Annotated in this window: 10 protein-coding genes; all 10 read right to left on the reverse strand. The window is 62.5% G+C overall.

All coding sequences use genetic code 11. The annotated features are described in order from the left end of the window. Positions 1 to 15 precede the first annotated feature (15 nt). From OMR58_RS10625 to OMR58_RS10670, 10 genes are read right to left on the reverse strand one after another with little or no spacing between them, the layout of a single operon-like run. Positions 16 to 7,698: a beta strand repeat-containing protein gene (locus OMR58_RS10625; protein ID WP_264545881.1), complete on the reverse strand. Its 7,683-nt coding sequence runs from the start codon at positions 7,696 to 7,698 to the stop codon at positions 16 to 18. Between the two features lie 37 nt (positions 7,699 to 7,735). Then, entirely contained in the window at positions 7,736 to 9,313 is a 1,578-nt protein-coding gene (locus OMR58_RS10630; RefSeq protein WP_264545882.1) for a hypothetical protein, read from the reverse strand. Further along, positions 9,306 to 9,893: a TadE/TadG family type IV pilus assembly protein gene (locus tag OMR58_RS10635; protein WP_264545883.1), complete on the reverse strand. Its 588-nt coding sequence runs from the start codon at positions 9,891 to 9,893 to the stop codon at positions 9,306 to 9,308. The genes OMR58_RS10630 and OMR58_RS10635 overlap by 8 nt, the downstream gene beginning before the upstream one ends. Continuing rightward, positions 9,886 to 10,392: a TadE/TadG family type IV pilus assembly protein gene (locus tag OMR58_RS10640; protein WP_264545884.1), complete on the reverse strand. Its 507-nt coding sequence runs from the start codon at positions 10,390 to 10,392 to the stop codon at positions 9,886 to 9,888. Before OMR58_RS10640 ends, OMR58_RS10635 begins: the two co-directional genes overlap by 8 nt. Continuing rightward, positions 10,389 to 11,243 carry a tetratricopeptide repeat protein gene (locus tag OMR58_RS10645; RefSeq protein WP_105594317.1) on the reverse strand — a complete coding sequence of 285 codons (855 nt, stop codon included), beginning with the start codon at positions 11,241 to 11,243 and terminating at the stop codon, positions 10,389 to 10,391. Before OMR58_RS10645 ends, OMR58_RS10640 begins: the two co-directional genes overlap by 4 nt. A 14-nt stretch (positions 11,244 to 11,257) precedes the next feature. Next, a complete protein-coding gene (locus OMR58_RS10650; RefSeq protein ID WP_264545885.1) occupies positions 11,258 to 12,226 on the reverse strand; it encodes a type II secretion system F family protein in 969 nt (322 codons plus the stop codon). A 13-nt stretch (positions 12,227 to 12,239) separates the two neighbouring features. Continuing rightward, positions 12,240 to 13,082, reverse strand: a complete 843-nt coding sequence (locus OMR58_RS10655; protein WP_264545886.1) for a type II secretion system F family protein — start codon at positions 13,080 to 13,082, stop codon at positions 12,240 to 12,242. Positions 13,083 to 13,091: 9 nt separating this feature from the next. Further along, the gene (locus OMR58_RS10660) at positions 13,092 to 14,459 is read right to left on the reverse strand and encodes a CpaF family protein (RefSeq protein WP_200562597.1); all 1,368 of its coding nucleotides are present in this window, start codon (positions 14,457 to 14,459) and stop codon (positions 13,092 to 13,094) included. 25 nt (positions 14,460 to 14,484) lie between these two features. Then, positions 14,485 to 15,693, reverse strand: a complete 1,209-nt coding sequence (locus tag OMR58_RS10665; RefSeq protein ID WP_105594313.1) for an AAA family ATPase — start codon at positions 15,691 to 15,693, stop codon at positions 14,485 to 14,487. 15 nt (positions 15,694 to 15,708) lie between these two features. After that, positions 15,709 to 16,374, reverse strand: a complete 666-nt coding sequence (locus OMR58_RS10670; RefSeq protein WP_200562595.1) for a CpaD family pilus assembly lipoprotein — start codon at positions 16,372 to 16,374, stop codon at positions 15,709 to 15,711. Positions 16,375 to 16,380 lie beyond the last annotated feature (6 nt).

Below are 16,380 nucleotides of genomic sequence, written 5' to 3' on the forward strand. Positions count from 1 at the left end.
AAAGTTAAATCCCTGTTAGTCACGCGCCAGCGCATTCAGCGCCTGGAGCAAATCGTCGCCGTCGCCGCGCAGGGCATTCAGCGAGTGTGATACACCCTGATTAAAGGCCACATCCGGCTGCGTCTGTGCGCGTACCCCGGTGGTCGGTATCAGGAACCGTTCGCTGGTTTCCGCTGCCGCACGCGCAGACTCACTACCGTGCAGCGTTAACAGCAGCGCCGGCGCACCTCCTGCCCGCTCAAGACGCAGCTGAACCTGACCAACGCGGCCGGCATCGGCGGCGTTAATCTGCAGTTCGCTGCGCGCAGCGTCATAGCGTATCCACTCCGGCAGCGGGCGACCGTTGGCCAGCTGAACCGACACAATGCCGCCGCGCCCCGCCAGGCCAGGCGGCAGCGCATAGACCAGCTGACCGTTGCCTCCGTCGTGCCATTCACCGCGCCATGTTGTGGCGCGCGCCAGCGCCGGGTTATCCGCAGTGCGGGACGTGAAGTTAACTTTTTCCAGCGTCGGCATCAGCGCAGGCATCAGCGGATCGAGCTGCCACGGCGTGGCCTGGTAGTCCAGCGGGCCGCTGGCCAGCACCGGGGTATCGCTCAGCACCAGCGGATCGCGCGGTGCCTCGGCGCTGACCGGGATAAATTCCGGCTCGCGCTCCTGCCAGATAAAGCGTTCAGCATCGCCGTCCGCCTGCGGGAACAGCGTGACCGGGGTCATCACTACCGGTGAGACTCCCGCGCCCGCAGGCTGGATAGTCAGCGTAAAGGTGCGGCTGGCCACGCCGCCGTAAGGATCGGTGACGCTAACGGTAATCAGGTAGCTGCCGTCTGTGGCGGCGCGGCCGCTGAGGGTGCGGCTGTCGGCGTCAAAGCTCAGCCCGTCCGGCAGTCCGCTGACGCTCCAGGTGAGGTCATCGCCATCGGCATCGTTAAACAGATCCGCGGGCAGCGTCTGCTGCCAGTTGATGCCGGCAATCGGCTGGTCCGGGGTAAAGGTCGCGTCGGTGACCTGCGGCGCGCGGTTAGCCAGCAGCACCAGCGTGCGGCTGACGCTGGCACCCCAGGCATCGGTCGCAGTCAGCGTCAGGGTGTAGTGCCCGGACGGCAGCGTGCCGCTCAGCGTGTGGGTTTCGGCATCAAAGCTGAGTCCCGCAGGCAGGTTATCCGCCTGCCAGGTCAGTGCATCGCCGTCGGCGTCGGTAAACAGCGTATCGGCCAGCGCCACGCTAATGGCCGTACCGGACGAGACGCTGAAGCTGGTTTCGCCCGTGCCCAACTCCGGCGTGGTATTCACCCGCAGTTCAAGCTGGCGGGTCGCGCTGGCACCGTCGCCGTCGGTCACGGTGATGGTCAGGGAATAGACCCCTGCCGAGGTGGCGGTGCCGCTCAGCGTGCGGGTGGCCGCATCAAAGGTGATCCCGTCCGGCAGGCCGCTGATGCTCCAGCTCAGCGTGTCGTTATCAGCATCGGTAAACATCCCTTGTGGCAGCGTGGCGGTGTACGCCGTACCAAGGGTGATCACCGCAGGCTGATAGCTGACGTCGGTACTCTGCGGCGCGTGGTTAATGGTGACAGCCTGCTGCCAGGCACCGCTGGTCAACTCACCGTCGCTGACAATAAGTGACAGTGTCACCGTGCGTCCAGTGCTGTTGTCCGCATTGTTCCAGACCAGGCTGCTAATCACCCGCCCGGCGGTGGCGCTGCTGACGCCGTCGGCGAAGGTCACAACCAGCACACCATCGTGCTGGCTGAAGCTGCCAATCACCGTACCGTTATCCACAACCTGGCCGTCGGCGTTCAGCGTCAGGCCGCTGTCAGCGGTGAAGGCAAAGCTGCCCAGCCCGCTGCTGTCGGTGACGGTCACGCTCGCCCCGCCGTAGTTGCCGCTGCCGTCGTTAAGCAGATCCAGCGCTTTATCCTTCAGCGTCACGTCGCTGCTGAAGTTCAGCTCCGCGCCGCTGCCGACGGTGTAGCGCACTTCTTCCACCACGGTAATCAGGCTGGCGAGCTGGCTGCCGCTGACGATCACCCCACCGTCGCTGGTGGTGATAATTTTGGTTGCGCCATTCAGCGCCGCGTACTCGCTGCTGCTCCAGCTGGAGGTCAGGGTCAGCTTGCCGCTGTTGCCGATGCTGTAAACCTGCAACGTGCCGTCGCTCAGGGTGACGTACAGGCTGTCGCTGCTGGTCGCCAGCGCGGTCACGCCGCTGATATCGCTCATCACGCCGGTCTGCACGATCTGGCCGCTCTTCTGGTTCAGGCTGAAGATTTGCAGGCCGCTGCTGGTGGCGACATAGATCAGGCTACCGTCTTCGCTGGCGGTAATCGCCGACGGTGAGTCGATGGACAGCTTGCTGCCGCTGGCGTCGGTGTCCTGATCGAAGACCGCGCCGAGCAGCGCCAGCGTACCGTCAGCCTGGCGCTGGTAGACGATAATGGCGTTGGGGAACTGGCTGGATACCGGATCGGTGACGATAAACAGATAATCGCCGCTGATTGCCTGCGCCACCGGCTGCCACAGATGCGGCGGATCGAAGGCATTGGCTTCGACATCCCCGAGACTGGTCATCTTGCCGGTTTCGGCATCGATGGCGATCGCGCTGAGACCGCTCTGGTTATACACGTAGATAGTCAGGCCGTCGCCGGAGACCAGCACCGAGCTGATATCCCACATTTCCATCCTGTCGTCCTGCGTCAGCGTGCCGTCCGCGCCGATGCTGAAGGTATTAATGCTGTAGTTGTAGTCATCGTCAGATCCGCCCTCGGGCACACCGCTGGTGCTGATCACCAGCTTGCTGCCGTTATCAATCAGGGCGATCTTGTCGATTTTACCCAGCCCGCTGTCCATGTTGCCGAGCCAGGTCAGCGCACCGGTGGCGGTATCGCGGCTGAACAGCGCAATCTTGCCGCTGCTGTCGATAACGTACAGGCTGGTGCCGTCATCCGACAGCACGCTTTGGGTAATCGTGCCGAGGCCGCTGACTTCGCTGAGGCTTCCGGCCCAGCTGAGCTTATCGCTATCCGGTGAACTGAGCTGCGGACCGGCGTCCTGCGCCTGTAGCGTAATCACCGAATGGATATCCAGATCGGTGCTGTCGCTGCCGCCGAGCGCGGTGCCGCCGTTGTCTTTGATGCCGGTCAGCACGATTTCGCGGCTACCGAGATAGGCATCCGGGTTGCCGTAGCTAAGGGTGTTGATTAGCGTCTGGGCCTTTTCGGCGCTGATGCCCGCGTCGCTGACGATAGTAACCGAGGCCACGCCGTCGGTGACGCTGACGGTGACCACGATATTGCTGTCGGTCAGCACGCGAACGCCGTCGGCCAGCAGGACATTTTTACCGTCAATCACCAGATAATCGCTCTCGCCGCTTACCAGTCCGCTGACGCTGAGGGTGATTTGTACGATGCTCTGGCCGTCTTCGATGGTATCCACCACCGTGTTGCTGAACACCAGCGTGCTGCCGCTGGTGTCGCGATAGGTCGGGTCGGTCGCCTGGCTGCTGGCTTCCGGCGCGTCGTTAATCTGGGTGATGTTGACCTTCACCGACTGGCTGGCGGTCGTCCAGGGATCGCTGATGCTGACCACCATCGTCAGGGTACTGCCCGGTGCTTTACTGGTGCTCTGCCAGCTGATTTGATGCAGAACCTGGTTGGCGACGGCGGTCGTGACGTCGGCAGTAAAGGTGACGGTCAGCGTACCTTCGCTGACGGTAAAACTGGCAATGGCGGTGCCGTTGAGCAGGATATTGCCGTTCTCCAGCGTCAGCCCGTTCCCCTCTTTCAGGCTATAGCTGTCGTCGGCGTTGGCCCAACCCTCGCGTTCCATCGTAATGGTGGCGCCGTTGTAGTTGCCCGCACCGCCGTTGGCCGCATCATAGTCGACGTCGCCGAGCACCAGCTGGCTGGCGATCTCGCTGCTGCCGCGTTCGGTCCACGCCACGGAGACCAGATCCGTTGAACTGTCGAATGAGCGCAGGCCGCTCTTGTAGTAGCGCGAACCGCCGTAAATCGATTTTCCGTCGGCGGAGACCGCCACCGCAATCATCGCCCCGTCGCCCTGAATGGTATTGCGGAAAGTCAGGCTGCCATCTTCACCGATGGTGTACACGGCCAGGCTGGCCGCATTGGTGCCAACGTACAGCGCCGTACCGTCGGCGGAAACCGTCACCGACATCGGGAAACCGCCGACCTCGGAGCTGACAGATTTTGACGAGATCAGGCTCATGCTGCCGTTCGCCGCATCGTAATGCAGCACGGTGAGATAGCCGTTAGTGCCGGTCACCACATAGACATAACCGTCATCGGAAACCGACATCTGGGTAAAGGTGCCGTTCAGTCCGCTGCTGGAGCCCAGCGTGCCCGCGCTGCTGGCGTTGCCGTCTTTATCGGTCCAGGTCAGCGCAGTGCCATCGCGGGTCAGCTTCCCGGCATAGCTCAATACGCCGCTGCTGTCGGTGCTATAGAGGCTCATGTTGCCGGTGCTGCTGATGACGTACAGCGTACCGTTGGCGTCCAGGCTCATGCTCAGTGCGCTACTCAGCCCGGTAAAACTTTCCTGTGCGGTCAGTTTGCCCTGGGCATCCACACTGTAGCGGTACAGCCCGCTGGCGCTCACCGCGTAAACGCTGCTGCCATCATCGGACACCACCAGCTTCACTGCCGTGGCACCGATTTCCGCGCCAGAAATCAGCGTCAGCGAACCGTCGTCGCCGAGAGTAAATGCCTGGAGCACCGCTTTGCCGCTGCTGTTAGTGCCGGACAGATACAGGGTGTTGCCATCGGCGGAGAAGGCCGACTGGGTGGTGCCCTGAATACCGTCGATTTCAATACCGTTGGCGTCGTTACCGTCATTGACGCTGCCCTGGGTATAGGTTTTTTGCAGTGTCAGCTCGCCGGTACTGGTATCGCGGCTGTACACACTAACGTAAATGGTGCCGCCCCAGTTGGTGCTGGTGCCGCCGATCACCACCAGGCTGGTGCCATCGTCGGAAAGATTGATCGCATCGACATAATAACCATAGCCCGACAGGCCGCCTTCGCTGGTGTAGATCAGCGAACTGGACTGCGGGCCGAGCGTCGGTGTGGTGTTGGCGGCTTCATCGGCGGTAATCACCCGCAGGGTCATATCGCGGCTGGCGCTGTCGCCGGACTTATCGGTGACGGTAATGGTCAGGTAGTTATCGCTAAGCGAGGTCGCCGTACCGCTAATGGTCAGGGTTTCTGCATCGAAGGTCAGCCCTTCCGGCAGGCCCTCCACCGTCCACGTCAGCGTATCGCCGTAAATGGCATCGGCATCGTTAAACAGCGTGGTGTCCAGCTTCAGGGTGAACGACTCGTTGACCACCGCCGAGCTGAGCTGGCTGCTGGCGTCCCAGTTGGTTTGCGGCGCACGGTTATCAATCTGCGCGACCGCCAGCGACAGAGTCAGGCTGGCTGAGGCACCGGTGCTGTCCTTCGCGCTGATGGTGATGCTGAACGTGCCGACTGCCGTAGTGGAGCCGGAAATCGTGTGGGTCTCGGCATTAAAGGTCAGACCGTCCGGCAGGCCGGTGACACTCCAGATCAGGTTTTCGCCGTCGGCATCGCTAAACAGCGCAGGCAGCTCCAGCCAGTAGTCCGTCTCGGTAGTGGCCTGCGGCAGGGTATAACCGGCGACAACCTCCTGGTTGAGCAGCGGACTGGTGTTGACACGCAGCAGCACGGTGCCGGTGTTGCTGTTCAGCTGGCCGTCATTGACCACCACACTGAGCGTCACCAGCGCGCTGCTGGTCCCGGTGGTCGCCCACATCACCTGCTGTAGCACCTGGTTGGCGGTGGCAGTGGTCACGTCGGCGGTGAAGGTAATTTTCACCGTATTGCCGCTGGCGGCAACGGTGCCAATCACGCTGCCGTTCAGCAGCAGCTGGCTGCCCTGCTGGGTCAGGCCGCCGTCGCTGGCGAAGCTGTACTGGCTGTCGCTGCTGCCGGAGGCGGTCAGGGTGATCGAGGCGCCTTTATAGTTGCCCGCGCCGTTGTTCAGCACGTCAAAGTTGCTGTCGGAGACGTTCATGCCGGTGGTCACCGCCACCGGGCTGCCTCCGACGGTATAGGTGATCAGCGAGGTATACACCTCCACGCTGCTGCCGCCGACCACCGCCAGCGAGGTGCCGTTGCTGGCCAGCGCGGTGCTGCCGCCGGTGGTCTGGCTGCTGACAAGGGTGAGCGCGCCGGTGCTGGCAATGGCATAGACCGACAACTCGCCGCTGCTAGTGCTAACGTACAGCAAAGTGTTGTCGCTGCTGATGACCACGTCTTTCGCCGAGGAAATGGTGCGGCTTTCAATCTGCGTCAAAACGCTGCCGTTGAAGCTCCAGGCAATCAGTTTGCCGTTGTTGGTATTCAGGGTATAAATCACGCTGCCGTCGCTGCTGGCGGTCACCTGATACTGATAGGTGAAATCACGCGTCGAGGTGACCGTGGTATTGGTCACTTCTTCCAGCGTATTCACGCCATCTTTGGTCACGCGTTTCAGCACGGTTAGCGTTTCAAACTCGCCGCCGGGGTTCATCACAAACACATAGTCGCCCACCGAGGTCAATCCCGCGTGGCGGTCAACGTTGGTGGTAAGACGAGAGGTAAAGGTCAGTGCGCCCTGGGCATTGATATCGTAGATATAAATCCCGTTCACATCCGAACTGATATACAGCTGTTTACCATCCTCGCTGATGGCCATATTGGTCGGCGTATCGCCGATGGCTTCTTTACTGGCGAAGGTCAGCGTACCGTCCGCGGCGCGGGTCAGGGTGATGATTGCGCTGGTCGAGCCGTATCCTCCTTCATTCGGCACCACGTTCAGCAGATAAACCGCCTTATCGCCCACCGCCATGCCGCTGGTCACGGCAAAATTCGCCGTGTCGCTAAAGGTTTGCAGTTTGGTCAACACGCCGCTGTCGGAGACGCTGTAAACCACCACGCTTCCCTTGCTGCTGGCGACGTAGGCGAATGCACCGTCCGGCGAATAGCTCACGGCATTCGCGCCGTCGGCAAGGTCGGACACGGTGAGATCGTCCAGCAGCGTCAGATCGCCGCTGCTGTCCACTTCGGGCGCGAGGTTTTTATCGTTATCGATGGTCACCGTGCTGCTGATGTCGAGATCGGTGGTATCGCCGTCAACGTCGCTGAGGTTACCCAGCCGCACGGTGACGGTGCCGTTACCCACCTCACCGTCCAGCGCACGATAGCTGATACCGTTAATCAGGCTCTCCACCGCATCGGGGGTCACAGTACCCGCATTGGTCAGAAACAGCGTTATCGTGGTGGTGTTATCGGCAATCGCCACGCTATAGGAGTAGTGGCTGTTGGCCGTTTCACCAAAAGCGCCGGTGGTGGTCAGCGTAATCGCCGTACCGTCAATCACCAGCGCCTGGTTGCTGCCGCTGGTATTGACGCTGATGGTCAGCTTGCTGATTTCGTGGCCGGTGCTGTCCGCCGATACGCTGGCGTTGCTGAACAGGTGCACGTCGGCACCCGGCGTGCCGGAAGCGTCAATGCTAAACACCGCATCGCTGGCCGGCGTAGCGGTGGCGACCGGTGCGGTGGTGGCAACGGCGGTAGCGTCGGCCACGTCGGCGGCGGTGGTGACCGCAGCGGCATCAAACATCATGCGCGGCTCAAGCGCCAGTGTCAGGCTCCAGGCCGGGCGTGTGGATGATTTTTTCATGAGTTCACCTAATAATTAACGCGTTCTGCCGGATGAATTACTCGATCAGGCGTACGGAACTACTCTGTTTATCGATACTCGCCAGAATGTCATCCAGCTTGTTGCTGATTTGACCTTCTGCCCCGGAGAAGCTGGAACTGTCGGCAAACTCCACCGAACCGCCATTGTTATTGGTACACACCTGCAATCCGGGCAGCGCAATGCGGTCAAACAGCCCGCGTCCAAAATCTTCCGGATCGCCCGGCCGCACGCCGATGAAATAGAACTTGATATCGCGATTGCGGAAGCTTTCGCACAGCGAACGGAAGCGCGCGGTGGCGGCCGTGGTGGCCTGGCCGGTTTCTTCGCCGCCGTCGATCGCCTCGCCCACCCAGGCGTTGTAGGAGTCGGTGTCGAACCAGTCGCCGGTGGTGTTGGCCATCATCACAATCACTTTCAGGTTGCCGCTGCCGCTGTCGTTAAAGTCCAGCGGGTATTCACTGTCGCCCCAGCCGTCACCGCCGCGGAATGCCGGGGACAGCGCCATTGCGCCCCAGCCCATGGCAATGGCGTAGTTAACGTTGAACTGCGATTCCATCTGGTCAAGGCGGTCGGAGATCTTGCCGAGATCGTCGGTCAGCGGCAGCAGCGCCGCCGTCGGGCAGCCCTTATCGCCGACGATAAAGCGCGTGTCGTTCACTCCGGTGGCCTGCCCGAAGTCCGGGTTCGGCCCCACCCACTGAATAAACGGCATCCAGGTGGCGTTAATCGGCAGATCGTGGCGATAATGTATCCAGAAACTTTTGGCCGGTGCCTCTTCCCAGAAGTAGTTATCCCCCTGATCCAGCCCGCGATAGAGGCACATCCGCTTCGACTGCAAATCGGGCATCATGCGGCTGGCCATGCTGGCAATACCGTAGTCGTTGTTCCGAAACAGCGACGTCAGTTCGACCGGCGTCAGCGCCTGAGTCAGCGACCAGCTGCGAATGCGGGTGCTCCAGTTATCGGCGTCCCAGACGCTGACGGACTGGCTGTAGGGCACCAGCGCCATCCGCCGATCGGGGAAGTCGGTGAGAAAATCATCGGCAAAGGTATTGGTCAGGCGGCGCAGCACAGCCAGGTCGCCAGCCTGCTCGCTGGAGGTGTTCGGCAGAATCATCGCCAGTTCTGCCGGGCGATAAATCACCTCGGCGGTGGAATAGATCTCCTGCTCCTGCGAGCCGACATCCAGCAGTTCGGGATCGCTGGCGTAGCTGACGCTAACGGTAAAGGTGCGATGGGCTTTATCCGTCCGCCCTTCGCTGACCGCAATATCGGAAATGCGCAGCTGTTCCGCCAGACGGTTGTTGAGGCCGAGGTTGGTCCGCACGTATTCCCAGGCCAGCTGCTGCTTTTCGCCGTCGCCAAAGCTGCTGTTATTTTTAATCAACGACTCGCGCCCTACCGCCAGCGCCGCCGCATCCGCCGCGCGCTTGATCTGCGCCGCGTCGCCTGTGGTCTGTACGCTGTCGAGGATAAAGGCCCCGCTGACCAGCAGCGCCATCATGCCCAGCACGTAAAAAGCGGTTCCTGCGCCTTTTTCCTGGCGGCAGAAACGGCGAACCGCGCGGTTCAGTACGCTGAGGGAGTTATTCATCGGCGCCTTCCTCCAGCCCGGCTTCCGCCGCCAGCGTGGCGTCCAGCGTCAGGGTATTGCGGGTAACACGGTTAATGGCTGAAACCTTCAGCTGGTTTTTCACCGTCAGGCCACCCAGCATGGTGATATCGCTGCCGTTGCGGCACAGTTCCACCACAATCATCGACACATTCTCTTTACCCGACTCTTCATTCACTTCCGGCAGTTCACCGGGCCAGGTGCTACCTGTCGGCACCACGTTATCGGTGCAGATACCGGTGTTATTGCCGCGCAACAGCTGCCAGTAGACCTGGCCGTTCTGCCGCACATTGGCGATATTCAGCTGGTAGCTGCCGGTGTTTTCATCGGGGATACTCGCGGCAAGCAGCCCGCTCAGACCCTGGCGGCTCAGTTCACTTTGCATCGCCAGCACTGAGGCAATCGCCCCGGCGCGCTGCTCCATATGCTCGCGCTCCAGCTCAACGGTAATCAGGTCGGTGAGTACCGCCCCTGCCGCCAGCACAATCGGCAGCGCCAGCGCGGTTTCCACCGCCAGCGAGCCGTGCTGTTGCCGCCACAGGCGACGCAGAAGGTTATTCATCGTTCAGTTCCGTGCCGAAAACGTGTTTGTACTGGTAGCGGAAGGTGTTCCCCAGCGACAACACTTCCGGCAGCGGCGAGAGAAACTCCTTTTTGATCTGTACGGTCACCGACCAGACCGGCAGCTTCTGGCGGTTTTCGCCCTGCTCGTCGTCGGATACCGTCAGGCCCCCCAGCTCGCTCAGGCTGTCAAAGTGCAGCACGCTGACCGACAGATCGTCGGCGGAGATATAGCCGTAGCCCGCTTTCACCATGCGGCTACGCAACGAATCGGCCATATCGCTGGCGCTTTCGCTTTCCAGCGTATCCAGGCGAAACGACTGCACGGCGTTATCCAGCGCCACGCTGCCGATGCCGATCACCAGACCGATGCGCGCCAGCTCAAACAACATCATCACGCCCACCAGCACCACCGGCGCAAGGAACGCCAGCTCGGTGGCAATCACCCCGCGTTCGCAGCGGGCGGCGGCGGAGAGGCGGCGCAGTTTTCCGCCTGTCATTGGGCGTTTTCGCTTAGCGGCAGCATCTGGGTGCTGGCCAGCAGCAGCGGATTGCCGTTACCGCCTTTCTGTTTCAGCTCGTCGGCGCGGGTGCTCAGCGTGGCGATCAGCCCGTCGATGCGGTCGGACGCGGCCAGATGGGACAGCGTGTCGCGCGCGGCGGACTCATCCCCTTTGTAGAGATACGCCAGCGCCAGATTCAGGCGCAGCGACGGGTTGTTCATATCGGCGGTGCGCAGCTGGCCGATGGCGCGATCCGGCTGACCGCTGGAGAGCCAGGAGAGCGCGAGGTTGTTCATCACCGCCACGTTGCCCGGCTCGCTTTGCAGCGCCTGCTCGAAGCGGCGGCGGGCCTCGTCGTGGCGGCCCTGGGCATCAAGTAGTACGCCCATGCCGTTGAGTGCAGTGGCGTTGCTGCCGTCGCGGCGCAGCGCGCACTCGAAGTCTTTTCCGGCGGTGGTCATGCGGCCCAGCGCCAGCTCGGCACGGCCCATGCCGAGGCACAGTGCCAGCGCTTCGGTGTCCGCCATTTTGTCGATATTGCCGCCCAGCGCGTTGCGGGCACGGCCATACAGCGCCAGCGCCTGAGCAGGCTGCTGCACCGGTGCGCTGACGGTGGCGTATTCCAGCATCTCGGCCCCGCTCAGCTTGCCGCGTGCATCCAGGCGGGCATAGACTTCGCTGGCTGCTTCCAGCCGACCCTGATCGCGCAGCAGGCGCGCCAGCTTCAGCCCTTCATCTTTGCTGCCTTTCAGGGCCAGGCCGGAACTGCACCCGGCCAGCATCAGGCCGCAGATCAGCGCCAGCAGCAGGCGCGGGGTAAACAGTGACGGAGCGTTTTTCATCAGCATTTCAGGATCTCTCGTTATTGGGCCAGCAGGCGGATCACGCGCAGCAGCGCGGGAGCGGCCATAATGGCGATAATCGGCGGCAGAATAAGGGCCATCAGCGGTACGCTTAGCTGCGCGGGCAGCTTCCCGGCCTTCTCTTCCAGGGTCAGCAGCAGGGTTTTACGGCTTTCATCGGCGATGGTACGCAGCGCGGCGGAAAGCGGTGTGCCGTAGCGCTCCGCCTGCAGCAGGGTGGCGACCATACTTTCGATTTCCGCCACGCGGGTGCGTTCGGCCAGGTGATACAGCGCGGTGTTACGGTCGGCAAGAATTTGCAGTTCGGCGGCGGTATAGCGCAGCTCGTCGGCCATTTCCGGTGCGGACAGGCCCAGCTCTTTCGAGACCACCTGCAAAACACGGCCAATCGGCAGGCCCGCTTCAGCGCAGACCACCATCAGATCCAGCGCATCGGGCACCGCACGGGCCAGCTTCTCACCGCGACCGGCGGCGCGCATCTTCAGCCAGAACTCCGGCAGCAGCCCGCCAACGAAAAAGCCAATCAGCATCGCCGCCAGCCCGGTCAGGCTGAAGCGATCCCCGGCGGGCAGTGCGCCGATGTTAAGCAGTAATCCCAGCGCCACGCCGAAAGCCAGCTTGCCGCTCAGCAGCCAGCCAAGCGTTTCCACGCGGCGGAATCCGGCCAGATCCAGCAGACGGCGCAGCTGCTGGCGATCGCGGTCCGACCCCGCCATGCGCTCGCCGAAACTCGCCACCGGCAGCAGAACTTTCTCCAGCTGCGGCGACAGTGCGGCCCCCTGATTACGCAGAATGCTCAGTTCATCCGCCGTGCCGCCCTGCTCTGCGTCACCGCCACCGATATGCGGTGCCAGCCGCGCCTGCAGGCGCTGCAACGCGCCGCTGCGGCGGCTTCTCAGCAGCAGCCACAGGCCAGCAACAATCAGCAGCAGCGCCAGCCACAGCATAGAATCCGGGTTATGACTCATGGTTTACGGCTCCTTACGCGATGCGTTTAACCATCAGATGGGTGATCAACATGCCCAGCGTGATGCTGCACAGCGCGTAAATCAGAATGGTGCTGCCCACCGGATCGCTGAACAGGAAGGTGATGTCCTCCGGCGATTTGAGGTACATGTAGCCCAGGCAGCAGGGGAACAGCGCGGCGACGATCTTGGCCGACGCGCGGGCCTCTGAGGTTTTCGACTGCACCTTCATCGCCAGCTCGCGGCGCTGGCGCAGCGTGGTGGCAAGCCGCTCCAGGGTTTCCCCCAGACGACCACCCGCTTCCTGGTTGATAATCAGGATCACCGCGAAGAAGCGATATTCGGCCATCGGCACCCCGGCGCGCACGCTGCGGGTGATGGCGTCAATGGCATCCGGCAGCCCTTCGCGCAGCTGATGCAGGTGTTTTTGCAGGCTGCTGCGGAACAGCAGCACGGCGATCGCCAGCGTGACCAACACGGAGAACAGCAGGCCAAAGGTCAGCGGCATCGGTGTGCGCTGGCCAAGGGTCATACCGACCAGCAGCCCGACGGCGGAAAGGATCAGCAGGCGCTTGCGCAAGGTTGGCTGCCAGCCGATAAACGCCAGCTGCTGCCACAGTTTCGCCAGCAGCGGCCCGAGCAGCGGCACCGAGGCCAGCGGCGTCTGCGCCTGGCTGCGCAGAATCGACACATCCTCTTCACCGGCGGCTTCCGCCCCCTCACCGAGAATTTGTGCGAAGCGCAGGCGGCGCTGTTCGTCCAGCTGGCGCTGACGCCGCCAGTGGCTGACGGCCAGCACCACAATCAGCACGCTGAGAAATACCAGCCCGGTGATCAGATTCAGCTTAAACGCGTTCATCAGGCTCCCTTAATGCGCATCGAACAGGTGCGCTTTGTCCGCGTAGAACTGCGGGCGCTGGATGGTCTGCACGTATTCGCCGGTGATGCGTCCCTGGCCATCTGAACCGGTGACGCGGAAGTTGAACAGGTCCTGCATTTGCAGCACCTCGTTTTCCATGCCGCACAGTTCGCTGACCGCCACCACGCGGCGCATACCGTCGCGCATACGCTCAATCTGTACGATCAGATGTACCGCGCTGGAGATCTGGCGGCGGATAGCCATCAGCGGCAGCTGCATGTTGGCCATCATCACCATGTTTTCCAGGCGCTGAACCGCATCGCGGGTGGTGTTAGCGTGCACGGTACACAGCGAACCGTCGTGGCCGGTGTTCATCGCCTGCAGCATGTCGAAGCACTCGCCGCCGCGCACCTCACCCAAAATAATGCGGTCCGGACGCATACGCAGGGCGTTACGCATCAGGTCACGCTGGTCGACTTTGCCGCTGCCCTCGGCGCTGACCGGGCGCGTTTCCAGGCGTACCACGTGCTCCTGCTGCAATTGCAGCTCGGCGGCATCTTCGATGGTGATAATGCGGTCGGTGCTGTCGATTTTCTGCGACAGCGCGTTCAGCAGCGTGGTTTTACCGGCACCGGTTCCGCCGGAAACAATCACGTTCAGCCGCGCCTGCATCGCTTTGTTCAGCACGTCCGCCATCGCCGGAGACATACAGCCCTGCGAGGCCAGGTGCTCCAGCGACAGGTTGCGTCGCATAAATTTACGGATCGAGATGGTGGTGCCGTCGATCGCCAGCGGATAGGTAATGACGTTGACGCGGCTGCCGTCCGGCAGACGGGCATCGACCATCGGGCTGGATTCATCAATGCGGCGACCCACACCGGCGGCAATGCGCTGGGCGGTGTTAAAGACGTGCTCTTCGTCGATAAAGGTGATCGGCGACAGCTCCAGCTTGCCGAAGCGCTCGACAAACACCTGTCCGGCACCGTTAACCAGAATGTCGTTGACCGTGTCGTCAGACAGCAGCGGCTGGATCGGACCGATACCGGTCATCTCGTCCAGCATTTCACCGGCAATCAGCTCTTCTTCCTGCCGCGACAGCTGCAGGCGCTGATCATCACACAGCTGGCGAATGGCCGACTGGATTTGCAGCAGCAGCTTGTCGCGGGACATCGCCGCTGCACGACCGGCATCGATCAGGTCGTAAAGCTGCGAACGGATCAGTCGACGGTTGCCGTTGCGGCTTTCCACCTGCGGGCGCGGCGCGGCAGAAACCTGGCGCGGCTCCGGCACTTCGGCAACGCTGGCCGCCTGCGGTGCGGCGTCCGGTTTTCTGACCGGCTCTTCGCGGCGCGGGGGCGCGGGTTTACGCATCAGCATGGGATTTTTCCTCACGTTAGTTCGCTCAGGCGCGCTTAAGCAGGCCGTTCAGCCAGTTCTTTTTCACCGGCTGCAGACGCTGCCCGCAGGCGAGATCCACCAGCTGGCGCATCGCCTGGCGGAATGGACCGCTGGCGGCCAGATCCAGCGCCCCCAGGCTCAGGCTCTGCCCGAGTCCAACACCGGCATGCGGCAGCACAAGGTCCAGCGGACGGCCAACCAGCGCTTCAAACTGCGCGCGGGTCAGCGGTGCGGCGGCGGCATAGTGGCTCTGGTTATGCACCAGCATCAGCCGCTGCCCTTCGCTCTCGTCGCCGATGGCCTGGATGATGCGCTTAACGTTGCGCGCGTCCTGCACCGTCAGTTCGGTGACGATAATGCGCAGGTCAGCACAGCAGATCACATCCAGCGCGCCGTTCGGGAACGAGCCGGGAAGATCCCACACCACCTGATTGAACATGCGGCACAGGCTGCCGCCGAGGTGCAGCACCGCGTCGGCATCCGGTTCGCTCAGCGGGCCTAAATCCGGTTTTTGCGCCAGCAGGTGCAGACGGGTGTCCACCTGCAACATCGCGCGCTGGAGAAGACGGGTATCCAGCTGGCTGCTTTCCAGCACCGCCGACAGGCCACCGCTCTCGCTTACGCCCTGTAGCAGCAGCTGATCGCCGTGGCGGCGGTCGAAGTCCACCAGCGCCACCGGCAGATGCCGTTCGCCGGACATCAGCTGTGCCAGCCCGGCAGCAACAGTGCTGGTGCCCACGCCGCCGCTGGCACCGACAACCGCCACGGTGCGCCCGGTGCGGGCATATTCCGGGCCGGACTGCTGGCCGTCGCATTTCGCCAGCGTGGCGGAGAGCAGATCGAGGGTGCAGGGTTTCACCAGATACTCGGTCACACCCAGCTGCAACAGCGCGCGGTACAGACCAATATCCTGCCCCTGTCCGAGCGCGATAATCCGCGTCTGCGGGCCGCACATCGCCATCAGGCTTTCCAGCGCTGGCAGCGGCCAGGCTTCGCCGTCCAGATCCACCAGCAGCACCTGCGGCGGCAGATTCACTTCGCACCACTGCGCGGCGGCGCTCAGGCCACCGGCCAGCACCTGCGCATCGCTGCGCTTCAGCCGCGCCAGATCTTCACGCAGCTGGCTCTGCGGCCCGCTGCCCTGGATAAACGCCACCAGTCCGGTGCCCCACTCTTCGCCTTCCTGCTGGGCGGAATTCGTTGCCTCGCTCATACGCTTAACCTTCCGTTAATCTTCGTCGAAGTTAATGTCGATGAGGTCTTTCACCTCGTTCTGCTGGTAGCGTTCGATGCTGTTGACGATCACCACGCCGTCGGCATCATCCAGGCTGCGCGCCTGGATCAGATCGCGCGGGTCCGCCACCATCTGCGCCAGGTTGCTCTGGTTGGCACAGCCGAGGTAGCCCACGGCCTCATACGGCTTGACCATCAGCAGGTTGGGATCGTTGATCTGACAGCGGGTGTTGGTCACCGCCAGCGCCTGCGACTGCAGTTGCAGATCGCCACCGCGCCCGGCGGACGGCACGCGGCCCATCACCCGTATGTGGCGCTTGTCGGCACCGGCATTCTGTAAGGCGTTCGCCAGACGATTCGCCAGCTGTTCGCCGCGTGGGGTCCACGGGGTCAGCGTCAGGGTCTGTTTTTCCAGCCTGCCCTGCTGTTTCAGCAGCTGATTAACCGCCGCCAGCGATTCCGGGGTCAGCCCCTGGCCGTTACGATCGACCTGAAGATTGACCGCCAGCGAGGACGGCTTCACCTTCACCGCCGCCAGATCCGGCTGATTGAAACGCTCCATGCGTTCGGCGCTGATATCGCGGTCGCTGCACGCGGCCAGCGTGGTCATCAGCAGCGCAATACCGCTCAGGCGCAGGGTAAATAAAGAATAATTTTTCATGTTTAT

Origin of the sequence: Erwinia sp. INIA01, from assembly GCF_025947915.1 — a bacterium.
Lineage (GTDB): Bacteria > Pseudomonadota > Gammaproteobacteria > Enterobacterales > Enterobacteriaceae > Erwinia > Erwinia coffeiphila.

Excerpts from the sequence above, each read along its gene's own strand:
- OMR58_RS10625 (WP_264545881.1), bottom strand. The coding sequence starts at position 7,698 with ATGAAAAAATCATCCACACGCCCGGCCTGGAGCCTGACACTGGCGCTT.
- OMR58_RS10630 (WP_264545882.1), bottom strand. The coding sequence starts at position 9,313 with ATGAATAACTCCCTCAGCGTACTGAACCGCGCGGTTCGCCGTTTCTGC.
- OMR58_RS10635 (WP_264545883.1), bottom strand. The coding sequence starts at position 9,893 with ATGAATAACCTTCTGCGTCGCCTGTGGCGGCAACAGCACGGCTCGCTG.
- OMR58_RS10640 (WP_264545884.1), bottom strand. The coding sequence starts at position 10,392 with ATGACAGGCGGAAAACTGCGCCGCCTCTCCGCCGCCGCCCGCTGCGAA.
- OMR58_RS10645 (WP_105594317.1), bottom strand. The coding sequence starts at position 11,243 with ATGCTGATGAAAAACGCTCCGTCACTGTTTACCCCGCGCCTGCTGCTG.
- OMR58_RS10650 (WP_264545885.1), bottom strand. The coding sequence starts at position 12,226 with ATGAGTCATAACCCGGATTCTATGCTGTGGCTGGCGCTGCTGCTGATT.
- OMR58_RS10655 (WP_264545886.1), bottom strand. The coding sequence starts at position 13,082 with ATGAACGCGTTTAAGCTGAATCTGATCACCGGGCTGGTATTTCTCAGC.
- OMR58_RS10660 (WP_200562597.1), bottom strand. The coding sequence starts at position 14,459 with ATGCTGATGCGTAAACCCGCGCCCCCGCGCCGCGAAGAGCCGGTCAGA.
- OMR58_RS10665 (WP_105594313.1), bottom strand. The coding sequence starts at position 15,693 with ATGAGCGAGGCAACGAATTCCGCCCAGCAGGAAGGCGAAGAGTGGGGC.
- OMR58_RS10670 (WP_200562595.1), bottom strand. The coding sequence starts at position 16,374 with ATGAAAAATTATTCTTTATTTACCCTGCGCCTGAGCGGTATTGCGCTG.